Below are 11,247 nucleotides of genomic sequence, written 5' to 3' on the forward strand. Positions count from 1 at the left end.
AATATGGACACGATGATCGAAATCCCGGCCTTGCGCCGGATGGCGGAGCTTGCGCCGAACTCAGCCGATACCGACGCTCGGACCGTCGAAGTGATCTGGTCGGCTGGAGCGCGGGTCCGCCGCTCGACCCTGTCCGGCGAGCCCTATGACGAGGAACTGAGCCTCGATCCGACCCATGTGCGGCTGGATCGTCTGAACGCGGGCGCGCCGTTCCTGAAGGTGCACGAGGTCGACACCCTCGACGCCGTGATCGGCTCGGTGGTGCCCGGCTCGGCCCGGATCGAAAACGGTCGCGGCATTGCGCAGGTCAGGATCTCTGAGCGCGCAGATGTCGAACCGATCTGGCACGACATTCAGGCCGGGCACATCCGCGCTGTGTCCATCGGATACCAGGTCCACCGCTTCGAGGTCTCGAAACCCGAAGCAGCCCGCGAGCTTTGGCGCGCGGTCGACTGGACGCCTTTCGAGGTATCCGCCGTTCCCGTTGGCGCGGACCCCGCCGCAGGCTTTCGCGCCCAATCCCCCCTTCACGACTGCGTCCTCCATCGCCGGGACGTCCCACCTACAAACACAGGAGCCATCCCGGTGACGGACAAACCCAATGCCCCGGCCGCAGAGGCCAAAGACCAGCCCAGCGACATCAATGCTGTCGAGGACACCACGATGACTGAACCGAAAACACCCGTGACCGAACCGAAAGCTGTCGCCTGCGAAACCCGGGCCCAGCCCAAGCCTCAGAAACCCGACGCTGCCACCGCACCTGATACCGAAGCGGTCGCAACCCGCGCCCGTGAAACCGAGCGTGACCGCGTCTCCACGATCTACGATCTGGCCGGTCGCCTGAACCTGGAGCGCAGCTTTGCCGAGGATCTGGTGAAACGCGGCACCGACGTCGATGAGGCCGCCGTCTGATCCTCGATCAGGTGGCCGCCAAATCCGAAGAATCCCGCACCTTCAGCCAGGTGTCGATCCCGCTGGGCGGCCGCGATGAGCAGGTCACCCGCCGCGACGCCGTCGCAAACGCGCTGCTGCACCGCTACAGTCCGACGCTGTTCCAGCTGGAGGACGCCGCCCGCCAGTATCGCGGCATGACGCTCATGGAACTGGCCCGGGAAAGCCTCGGCAATGTCGGGGTCAATACGCGTGGCCTGTCGCGCGACGAGGTGGCCACGCGGGCCCTACATTCGACCTCGGACTTCCCCGAGATCCTCTCGGCGGTCACCAACAAGACCCTGCGGCAGGCCTATGAGGCTTATCCCCGGACCTTCATGCTGTTCTGCCGCCAGGTGTTGGCCACCGACTTCAAGGCGATGCACCGGGTCCAGCTTGGCGAGGCACCGCAACTTCTGGAGGTCAGCGAGAGCGGCGAGTTCAAGCGCGGGACGCTCGGTGAGAGCAAGGAAAGCTACAAGGTCAAGACTTATGGCCGGGTGGTCGCCATCACCCGCCAGACGCTGATCAACGACGATCTCGACGCCTTCACGCGGATCCCGGCTATGTACGGCAACTCCATCGCGCAGCTGGAGTCGGACGTTGTCTGGGGCATCATCACCGCCAACCCGGCGATGGCCGATGGCAACGCTCTGTTCCACAACAGCCATAAGAACCTGGCAGGCACCGGTGCGGCGCTCGATGTGACCAGCGTCGGTGCGGCCCGCGCCGCCATGGCCAAGCAGACCGGCCTCGACAAGAAGACGGTGCTGAACGTCCGGCCAGCTTTCCTGATCGTGCCTGCATCGCTCGAACTTAAGGCCGAGCAGATGGTGGCCCAAAACCTTGTACCCGCCGCAACCTCCAACGTCGTGCCGCAATCGATCCGCACGCTCGCGCCCATCAGCGAGCCCCGGCTCGATGCCTCCAGCGAGACCGCCTGGTATCTGGCGGCCAGCCCGAACCAGATCGACACCATCGAGTACGCCTATCTCGAGGGCCAGCAGGGCGCCTATATCGAGACGCGCAACGGCTTCGACGTCGACGGTGTCGAGATCAAGTGCCGCCTCGACTTCGGCGCCAAGGCCATCGATTGGCGCGGCCTCTACAAGAACCCGGGCGCATAATCCGGGCAATCCCTGACATCACACCTCTGACGGGCGGTCCGAACGGGCCGCCCGTTCCTGTTTGCAAAGGAACGTGCACATGAAGAACTACGTCCAGCCCGGCAATACTCTCACCCTGACTGCGCCCTATGCAGTGACATCCGGCGATGGCTTGCTCGTTGGCTCCATCTTCGGCGTCGCCTCCGGGGACGCTGCCCTAAACGATCCAGTTCAGACCGCCCTGACCGGCGTGTTCGACCTCACCAAGGTAGGCTCGCAGGCCTGGACAGTCGGGGCGAAGGTCTATTGGGACGACACCAACAAGCGCACCACGAGCGTGGCTACATCGAACACGTTGATCGGCGTTGCCACTGAACCTGTTGCTGGCGGAGCCGGTGACACGATCGGCCGGGTGCGCCTGAACGCGAGCTTCTGATGACGCGTTTGCCGCTATTCTGGATGCGCTGTTCGCGGATCCCAATATCGGGCGAGAGGCGGTCTACACCTCCGATGGTGGTGCGCCCGTTCTGGTGCGCGTCGTCTCGCGGCAGGCTGATGCAATCACCGACTTTGGCGACGCGCGGCTCTGGTCTGAAACAATCTGGATCGACCTGCGCGTGGCCGATGTCGCGAACCCGCGCCCCGGCGACCGCGTGGAAATCGACGGGGACGCGTTCCTAATCCAGGGGGAGCCTGTCCGCGACCGTGAGCGGCTCGTCTGGACTGTGGATCTGCGCCCGGCATGAAGCTGAAGCTCGACATCACGCCCGATCTCGTCGCCGCCATGGCGGCCGGGGTGAAGGCCGGCGAGAAGGCTGTCACGGCCGCAATGCGCGAGGCCGGGACCGGGTTGAAGTCTTCGTGGCGCATGCAGGTTACTGGCGCAGGTCTCGGGCGACGGCTCGCCAACTCGATCCGTAGTCAGACCTTCCCGCGCTCCGGCGAAAGCCTTGATGCCGCCGCGCTGGTCTGGTCGAAAGCACCGGTCATCGTGGGCGCCCACGACACTGGTCCGCTGATCCGCTCGAAAGATGGGTTCTACCTCGCGATCCCGACCGAAGCAGCAGGTCGAGGCCTGCGCGGTCGCCGGATCACCCCAGGCGAATGGGAGCGGCGGCGCGGTTTGCGCCTGCGCTTCGTCTATCGCCGCCGAGGACCCAGCCTGCTGGTGGCCGAGGGGCGGCTCAACACAAAGGGCCAGGCGGTGGTGTCGCGCTCCAAGACCGGGCGCGGAAAAGTCACGGCGCCGATTTTCTTTCTGGTGCCGCAGGTCAAGCTGCCTAAGCGGCTAAACCTAGACCGCGATGCAGAGAGAGCGATGGACAGTGTGCCGGGGCTGATTGTGGCGAATTGGGCGGCTTCTAAGTCAATAAAATATAGCGATAATATTGCAGTTGGAACGTGAAGGCCGCCGCTGTAACATCTCTAGATAGCCGAAAGCATAAGAATTGGCGCGGGCCGGAGGGACTAGAGGTTGGTCAAGGGGACAGTTAAATGGTTCAACAAGGCCAAAGGATACGGTTTTATTGTGCCTGAAGGTGGAAAAAGAGATGTATTTGTCCACATCTCAGAACTTGAGCGCTCTCGCATCCGTGCACTCAAAGACGGTCAGGCAGTTACCTTTGATATTGAAGCTGGGCGCGACGGACGAGAAAAGGCCGCAAACCTAAGCTTGGACGGTGTTGGTCCTACAAGCCGTATGGGCACGGACAAAGGGACTGGCTCATCTGGTTCTGAGGGTAAAGAGAAAACCAGAAGTGATGTCGCATTCTATTACCCAGGGCACCTTTGGCACGAAGCTGATTGGGTTAAAACGCTTCTTCTTTTCTTCGATGGCGTAGGTTTGTTGGTTCCTGAACGCAAAAAACATGAAATCGAACTCGTTGATCCAGTATTGGCCGAACCGCTAAAGGACAAAGGTCTTCTTCACTACTTGATTGCAGAAGAGATTGTCGACCACGAGGCTACGCAGCGCATGGTAAAGCCTATGCTTGAGCTTGCGTCGTCCGGCGTATTTGACGAATTGGCCAAAGAAGGAACTGCGTTCCATTCAATTTCCATGTCTCGCATGGGGTTTGATGGGAGCAGCGAATTGGCTGAAGAGTTGTATGACGCTCTCAGGTCAAAGGGTCTTGCAGCAGTTTCAGAAGATGGCGTTTCTGTTCCGTTACACCCGCAAATTAGATACCTGATCTTGGTACTGCTTTCTCAAATCCTTCGAGCGAAGGGAACTGCGCTTGGATTTGAACTTTGTCCCGCAACAGACATGCCCAATGTGGTGGACGCACTTATTGAGCTTCTTGATGTTCCTTCGAACGCCTCGACTGGCCACGTCGTTGCCTTCGACCTTCAAACCGTTTCCGTCGACCTGTCTGCCGTTCCCTTGGATGAGGTTCTCGACTTCAAGGAAGCTCACGGCGAGGATTTTCGCAAATACGCTCGGTCTATTAGGCGTTTCACGAGAGACATTGGCCGACTTCCATCTGGGGATAGAGACAAAGCTTTCGAAGATCGGCAAGCTGAGCTCGATGATTTCGCTAGCGATCTAAAGAGAACGGCGAAAACGGCTTGGAAGCGTCCAGCGACTTTCGCGCTTGGTCTTTCCGGGGCAGCGTGGACTTATGGGACCGGTGACTGGATCGGCGCACTCCTTGGAGGGGGGGCGCTTCTTCTTGAGGAAGTGGGATCGCAAGCAGATGAACGATCAGCTTACACCTATTTGTTTCGAGCGCATGAGCGCTTCTCGTAGAATGGCTGCCTGAGACAGCTTCTTCAGTGACGAAGTATCGCTCCACACAGCTCTGAGTCCCGATGCCCAGCCCCCGCGAAACCATCCTCACCGCGCTGCACGCGCGGCTCTCGGCGCTGCCCGCCACTACCCTGCGGGGTGAGGTGCTGCCCGAGCGCGTGCCGGCCGAGGGCCTGCTGATCCTGCGCGATGGCGAGCCGGGCGAGCCCGAGGTGACGCTCTCGCCGCTGGCTTACCACTACCAGCACCGCGCCGAGATCGAGGCGGTCGTCCAAGGCGCAGCGCGTGACGCCGCCTTCGACACGCTGACCGCGAGCATCGGCGCCAGCATCTCCGCCGACCGCACGCTGGGCGGGCTTTGCGACTGGGTCGAGGCCGAAGCCCCGCGGCCGGTCGATCTACCGGTCGAAGGCGCGGCAAGCCTGAAGGCGGCCGTCATCCCGGTAGTGCTGCACTATTCCACGGCTGACCCACTCAGCTGACCCCTACAACCCGAGGAGAACACCATGGCACGAGCCCAGGGGGCGCGGGCGCTGATGGCGCTTGCGTTCGAGACGACCTATGGAACGCCCCCCCGTGGGCGGTTTCACCAAGATGCCCTTTGCCAGCACCTCGCTGGGGGCGGAACAACCACTTCTCAATTCCGAATTGCTGGGTTATGGCCGCGATCCGCTGGCACCGATCAAGGACGCGGTGACGGCCGATGGCGATGTCGTCGTACCGCTTGACGCCGAGGCCTTCGGGTTCTGGCTGAAGGCGGCTTTTGGTGATCCAACCACGACCGGCACCGGCCCCTGGACGCACGAGTTTCAGTCGGGTTCTTGGACACTGCCCAGCATGTCCATCGAGACAGGCATGCCCGAAGTGCCGCGCTATGCGATGTATTCCGGCTGCGTGCTCGACCAGATCACCTGGCAGATGCAGCGCTCGGGGCTCCTGACCGCCACCGCGCGGTTGGTAGCGCAGGGCGAGACGATTGGAACTACGACCAGTGCAGGCACGCCTGCCGCTCTCGAATTGCAGCGCTTCGGCCACTTCAATGGGGCGATCACCCGCAATGGCTCCGCCCTCGGCAACGTCGTCTCGGCCGATATCACCTATGCCAACAACCTTGACCGGATCGAGACCATCCGGTCGGACGGGCGCATCGACGGGGCAGACCCCTCTATCGCCGCGCTGACCGGCTCCATCGAGGTCCGGTTTGCGGATCAAACGCTGGTGACGCAAGCGATCAATGGCGATCCCTGCGAGCTCGAGTTCGCCTATTTGCTGCCCTCTGGCGAGAGCTTCACCTTCACCGTCCACGCCGTCTACCTGCCGCGCCCACGCATCGAGATTTCCGGGCCGCAGGGCGTGCAGGCTACCTTCGACTGGCAGGCCGCTCGCGACAGCGTTGTCGGCCGGATGTGCACGGCCACCCTGATCAACGACATTGAGGTATACTGATGCTGACGCTCGATCTGACGAATACACCGCGCTGGCATGACCTCGCCCCCGGCGTCCGTGTTCACCTGCGCCCGCTGACCACGGCGCTGATGGTGGCGACGCGCAGCGACTCGACCGTCGAGGCAATTCCGGAGAACGCATCGGACGAGGAACGCGCCGTCGCCTTCGGCAAGGCGCTCGCGCGACGGGCGGTGCTCGCCTGGGAGGGCATCGGCGATGCCAGCGGCAATCCCATCGACCCGAGCCCCGAAGCAATCGACGCTCTGCTCGACGTCTGGCCGATCTTTGAGGCCTTCCAGCTAACCTACGTCTCGAAGGGCCTGCTGCTGGAGCAGGAAAAAAACGTCTCCGCGCTCTCGCCGAATGGTCCTTCGGCGGGGGCGAGCGATACTGCCAAGCCTGTGCGCAAGCCTGCCCGGACTGCCCGGCAAGGCTGAACCGGCCCCTTACGCATGAGGGTTGGCAGGTATGGGACCTTGTCGGACGTCTCGGCGGTCAGCTCCGTGTCCTGCCCGGCGCCGTCGTCGGCTGGGACATGTCGGCGGCACTGGCGCTCGGTAACGCCTTCGGCGTGCCGCCGCTCGCCATGGCTGAACTGCTGCCGGTCATCGAAGCGGTGATGGTGGCCAAGCTCAACGAACAGATGGAACGTCCCGATGGCTGAAAAACGCGTCAGCGTCCGCCTCGCTGCGGTCGGCGGGCGACAGGTGCGCGCCGAACTGGAAGGTGTCGGCGAGGCCGGCGCGCGCGGCTTCGGCCGTCTCAGTCGCGAGATGGAGGCGGCCAACGCCCGGCTCGCAGGTTTCGCACGGCGTGTCCGTGTCGCAGCCGCCGCCGCCGTGGCAGCCGCTGCCGCCGCAGGCGTGGCGATGATCCGCTCCGGCCTGCAGACCGTCGACGCTCAAGCCAAGCTCGCGCAGTCCCTCGGGACCACCGTCGCCTCGATCCAGACGCTGGAGCGGGCGGGCGAACTGGCGGGCGTGTCTATGTCCGGGATCGAGCAGGCCACCAAGGATCTGACACGTAGGCTCAGCCAGGCGGCCGCCGGCAGCGGTCCCGCGACGCAGGCGCTTGAGCGGCTGGGGCTCTTGGCGTCCGATCTGTTGACCCTGCCGCTCGACGAACGCGTCGGCGCGATCAACGCCGCCATCGAGGATTTCGTGCCCGCTGCCGAACGCGCTGCCGTCGCGGGGCAGCTCTTCGGCGAGGAAGGCTCCATCGCCATGTCGCGGATCGACACCGCGACGCTGCGCCAGGCGACGGAGGACGTGCTTGCCTTCGGGGTGGTGGTGTCGGAGCAGGATGCCGACCAGATCGAGCGGACGAACGATGCGATCTCCCGGCTCGGGCTGATCTGGCGCGGGCTCTCGAACCAGCTCGCCGTCGCCGCGGCGCCTGCGCTTGAGGCCGTCGCCGACGCCATGGCAGCCGTCGCCAGCCGCACCGGACCGCTGGGCACCTCGATCCGCGGGCTCTTCGACAACATCGGCCGCCTGACCACCTACGCCGCCACCTTCGCGGCCTTTCTCGCGGGCCGCTGGGTGGCGGGAATGGCCGCCGCGGCGCTTTCGGTCCGTGGCCTTGCAACCGCGCTCGTCGTTTTGCGCGGCGCGCTGATCCGGACCGGTATCGGGGCGCTGATCGTCGGCGCTGGCGAACTCGTCTACCAGTTCACCCGGCTTGTGTCGGGAGCTGGCGGCTTTGGCGAGGCAATGTCGCTCCTGAAGGACCTGGCGGTCGAGGTCTGGGACCGCATCAAGATGGGGGCAGCGGCGGCGGGCGCTGCGGCCACGGCGATGTTCTTCGATCTGAAGTCCGATGCGGCGTCTGGTATGCAGAGAGCTATCGAGAGCGTCGTGGCTTTCGGCAATACGGCGGCGAACACGTTTGAGGGTGCCTATGAGGCGATCAAGGCGATCTGGGGAATGCTGCCCGCCGCCATCGGCGATCTCGCGTTTCAGGCGGCGAACAGCCTGATCGACGGTGTCGAAGCGATGCTGAACGGCGTTGTTTCTCGGATCAACACATTCATCGGCGGGATCAATCAGGGGCTGGAAGCGCTCGGGTCGGAGCGACGTATCTCGATCATCCCCGATCTCGAACTGGGCCAGATCGAGAACCGTTTTGAAGGTGCAGCGGCCGCCGCAACCACCGCCGCGCAGACGGCCTTCGACCGGGCCTTCGAGGACAATCCGCTCACCGCGCCCGATCTTGCGCTCACCCAGGCGGCCAATGCTTCACTGGCCACGGCCAACACGTATCGCGGTGCCGCGCGGGATTTGGCCGAAGACGCGCGTGCGCCACTCGCCAGCTGGCAGGCCCTGCGTGACGCGGTGCAGGGCAGCAATGAGGGTGGCGCAGACGCGCTGACCGAGGCCACAGGCGCGGCCGAGCGGCTGGAGACGGCGCTTGGCGATGCCGGACACGCGGCCACGGGTGCGAGCGCAGCGGCCGGGGCTGCAGCGGCGGCCGCCGAACCAAATACCGAAGCCGCAGTTTCCGGCTGGCAGGCAGTCACCGCAGCGCTCAGCGACTATGCCAGCAAGGCGCGCGAGATTGGCGGGGACATCGGCCAGGCGCTGGTTGGTGCATTTCAGTCGGCTGAGAACGCCGTCGGCGAGTTCGTGAAGACCGGCACGCTGGATTTCCGCGATCTGGTCACCTCTCTGCTGGCCGATCTCGCGAAGCTGGTGGCGCGGCGTTTCATCCTCGGGCCGATCGCCAATGCGCTTTCCGGCACGCTTGGCGGCGCGGGTGGTATCTTCGCGAACATCCTGCATGCGGGCGGCATAGTTGGATCGGGCGGGCCTTCGCGCATGGTCCCGGCCATGGCTTTCGCCGCTGCGCCCCGGATGCATGGCGGTGGCATGGCCGGCCTTCGTCACGACGAGGTTCCTGCGATCCTGCAGCGTGGCGAACGTGTCCTGTCGCGGCGGGAGGCGCAGAGCTACGGCACGGGCGACGGCGTCAACGTCACCATCATGGCCCGCGACGCAGAGAGCCTCCGGCAGTCGCGCACGCAGGTTGCGGCCGACATCGCCCGCGCGGTGTCGCTCGGGCGGAGGGGCATGTGATGGCGTTCCACGAGGTCCGGTTTCCCGACAACATCAGCCGCGGCGCGCGTGGCGGACCGGAGCGGCGCACCCAGATCGTCGAACTCGCCTCGGGCGACGAGGAGCGCAACGCCAGCTGGGCCAACTCGCGCCGGCGCTACGACGTCGCCTATGGCATCCGCCGCGCCGACGATCTCGCGGCGGTGGTCGCCTTCTTCGAGGCGCGAAACGGCCGCCTGCATGGATTCCGCTTCAAGGACTGGGGCGACCACAAGTCCTGTCTGCCCTCGGGTACGCCATCGCCGACCGACCAGACCATCGGCACCGGCGACGGGACGACGATGGCGTTCCAGCTTGTGAAACGCTACGCCTCGGGCGCGCAATCGTGGACGCGCGCTATCGCCAAGCCAGTGGTGGGAAGCGTGCGGATTGCGCTTGGCGGGATGGAACAGCCCTCCGGGTGGTCGGTCGATACGACCACCGGCGTCGTCACCTTCGACAGCGCGCCCGCCGAGGGCATCGTCCTCACCGCGGGCTTCGAGTTCGACGTTCCGGTCCGCTTCGACACCGATGCGCTCGATGTGACCCTCGATATTGAGCGGCTCGGCTCGATCACCTCCATCCCTCTGCTGGAACTTCGCTGATGAAAAACATCGCCCCCGACCTTCAGGCCCATCTCGACGAGGGCACGACGAGCCTTGCATGGTGCTGGCGGATCGCCCGTGCCGATGGCACGAGTTTCGGCTTCACCGACCACGATCGGACGCTCAGCTTCGAAGGCACCGATTTCGAGCCGGAAAGCGGGCTGACGGCGTCCGAAGTCCGCTCAGGCTCGGACCTGTCGGTCGATGCGCAGGACGCGGAGGGCGTGCTGACCTCGGACCGGATCACCGAAACCGACATACTCGATGGCCGCTGGGACAACGCTGAGGGCGAGGTCTGGCGGGTGAATTGGGCCGATCCGAGCCAGCGCGTGCTGATGCGACGCGGGGCCATTGGCCAGATCCGACGCGGGCGGTTGGCCTTCGTCGCCGAGGTCCGTTCGCTCGCCCATGTCCTCGGCCAGACGGTTGGGCGGACCTTCCAGGCGACCTGTGACGCGGCCCTTGGTGATGCACGCTGTGGGATCGATCTCGAGGGGTCCACCTTCAAGGGCGCAGGCGCTATCATAGATCTCCTCCGTGATCGGGCTTTCACCGCCTTTGGCCTTGGTTCCTTCACAGCCGGATGGTTCAATTTCGGCACCGTGGAATGGACCAGCGGCGAGAATGCGGGGCGGCGCACCGAGGTGCTGGGCCATGACGTCACCGACGGTATCGCTGTGCTGACCCTGCTCGAAGCACCAGTGCGGCCTATCGCGAGTGGTGATGCTTTCACCATTCGTGCGGGCTGCGACAAGCGGATGGAGACCTGCGGGGCGAAGTTTGCCAATACCGCCAACTTCCGAGGTTTTCCGCACATCCCCGGCCAGGATGCGGTTCTGCGCTACGCCACCAAGGACGGCGGGCACGAGGGTTCTGTGCTGTGAACGCCGATCCCACCGACGTCATCGCCGTTTCTCGGTCTTGGCTCGGCACGCCGTATCACGATCAGGCCAGCCTACGTGGCGTTGGCTGCGACTGCCTCGGGTTGGCCCGCGGCGTCTGGCGCGAGGTCGTTGGGCCAGAGCCGTTCCCGATCCCGCCCTACAGCCGCGACTGGGGCGAGACCGGCCCACGCGAGGTTCTGGCCGATGGCGCGCGGCGCATGATGATCGAGGTGTCGCCCGCCGACGCCGGTCCCGGCGCGCTGGTCCTGTTCCGCATGAAGCCCTGCGCCGTCGCCAAGCATGTCGGGATCCTGATCGGGCCCGCCACCTTCCTTCACGCCTACGAGCGGCTCGGCGTGATCGAGGAACCGCTCACCCCGTCTTGGCGGCGAAGTATCGCCTTCGCTTTCTTGTTCCCGCAACGCTGAGACCCCG

Annotated in this window: 11 protein-coding genes and 3 pseudogenes; all 14 read left to right on the forward strand. The window is 64.7% G+C overall.

The annotated features are described in order from the left end of the window. Positions 1-3: 3 nt before the first annotated feature. The 14 genes and pseudogenes from ACP15I_RS00870 to ACP15I_RS00935 all read left to right on the forward strand — a co-directional run bounded on the left by ACP15I_RS00870 (position 4) and on the right by ACP15I_RS00935 (position 11,240). Positions 4-912, forward strand: a complete 909-nt coding sequence (locus tag ACP15I_RS00870) for a hypothetical protein (protein ID WP_424973495.1) — start codon at positions 4-6, stop codon at positions 910-912. 11 nt (positions 913-923) lie between these two features. Next, a complete protein-coding gene (locus ACP15I_RS00875) occupies positions 924-2,057 on the forward strand; it encodes a prohead protease/major capsid protein fusion protein (protein WP_424973496.1) in 1,134 nt (377 codons plus the stop codon). A 79-nt stretch (positions 2,058-2,136) separates the two neighbouring features. Continuing rightward, a complete protein-coding gene (locus ACP15I_RS00880; protein ID WP_424973497.1) occupies positions 2,137-2,472 on the forward strand; it encodes a DUF2190 family protein in 336 nt (111 codons plus the stop codon). A 4-nt stretch (positions 2,473-2,476) separates the two neighbouring features. Continuing rightward, positions 2,477-2,782, forward strand: a pseudogene (locus ACP15I_RS00885) (head-tail joining protein); the annotation flags it as partial. Beyond that, positions 2,779-3,441 carry a DUF6441 family protein gene (locus ACP15I_RS00890; RefSeq protein ID WP_424973498.1) on the forward strand — a complete coding sequence of 221 codons (663 nt, stop codon included), beginning with the start codon at positions 2,779-2,781 and terminating at the stop codon, positions 3,439-3,441. The pseudogene ACP15I_RS00885 and the gene ACP15I_RS00890, both read left to right, overlap by 4 nt. A gap of 69 nt (positions 3,442-3,510) precedes the next feature. Then, a pseudogene (locus ACP15I_RS00895) lies at positions 3,511-3,711 on the forward strand (cold-shock protein); the annotation flags it as partial. Between the two features lie 1,136 nt (positions 3,712-4,847). Continuing rightward, the gene (locus ACP15I_RS00900; protein WP_424973499.1) at positions 4,848-5,267 is read left to right on the forward strand and encodes an acyl-CoA transferase; all 420 of its coding nucleotides are present in this window, start codon (positions 4,848-4,850) and stop codon (positions 5,265-5,267) included. Between the two features lie 24 nt (positions 5,268-5,291). Next, a pseudogene (locus tag ACP15I_RS00905) lies at positions 5,292-6,231 on the forward strand (phage tail tube protein). Further along, positions 6,231-6,668, forward strand: a complete 438-nt coding sequence (locus ACP15I_RS00910) for a hypothetical protein (RefSeq protein ID WP_424973500.1) — start codon at positions 6,231-6,233, stop codon at positions 6,666-6,668. The pseudogene ACP15I_RS00905 and the gene ACP15I_RS00910 overlap by 1 nt, the downstream one beginning before the upstream one ends. A 98-nt stretch (positions 6,669-6,766) precedes the next feature. Further along, positions 6,767-6,895 (forward strand): DUF7697 family protein, encoded by a 129-nt coding sequence (locus ACP15I_RS00915; protein WP_424973501.1) that lies wholly within the window; start codon positions 6,767-6,769, stop codon positions 6,893-6,895. Then, positions 6,888-9,305, forward strand: a complete 2,418-nt coding sequence (locus ACP15I_RS00920) for a phage tail tape measure C-terminal domain-containing protein (protein WP_424973502.1) — start codon at positions 6,888-6,890, stop codon at positions 9,303-9,305. The genes ACP15I_RS00915 and ACP15I_RS00920 overlap by 8 nt, the downstream gene beginning before the upstream one ends. Then, positions 9,305-9,928 carry a phage distal tail protein, Rcc01695 family gene (locus tag ACP15I_RS00925; RefSeq protein WP_424973503.1) on the forward strand — a complete coding sequence of 208 codons (624 nt, stop codon included), beginning with the start codon at positions 9,305-9,307 and terminating at the stop codon, positions 9,926-9,928. The genes ACP15I_RS00920 and ACP15I_RS00925 overlap by 1 nt, the downstream gene beginning before the upstream one ends. Then, entirely contained in the window at positions 9,928-10,812 is an 885-nt protein-coding gene (locus tag ACP15I_RS00930) for a DUF2163 domain-containing protein (RefSeq protein WP_424973504.1), read from the forward strand. The genes ACP15I_RS00925 and ACP15I_RS00930 overlap by 1 nt, the downstream gene beginning before the upstream one ends. Further along, complete coding sequence (locus tag ACP15I_RS00935) at positions 10,809-11,240, forward strand: NlpC/P60 family protein (protein ID WP_424973505.1); 432 nt, start codon at positions 10,809-10,811, stop codon at positions 11,238-11,240. Before ACP15I_RS00930 ends, ACP15I_RS00935 begins: the two co-directional genes overlap by 4 nt. Positions 11,241-11,247: the final 7 nt, after the last annotated feature.

This window comes from Dinoroseobacter sp. S124A (assembly GCF_049801015.1).
In the GTDB taxonomy this organism is placed as follows: Bacteria; Pseudomonadota; Alphaproteobacteria; order Rhodobacterales; family Rhodobacteraceae; genus Dinoroseobacter.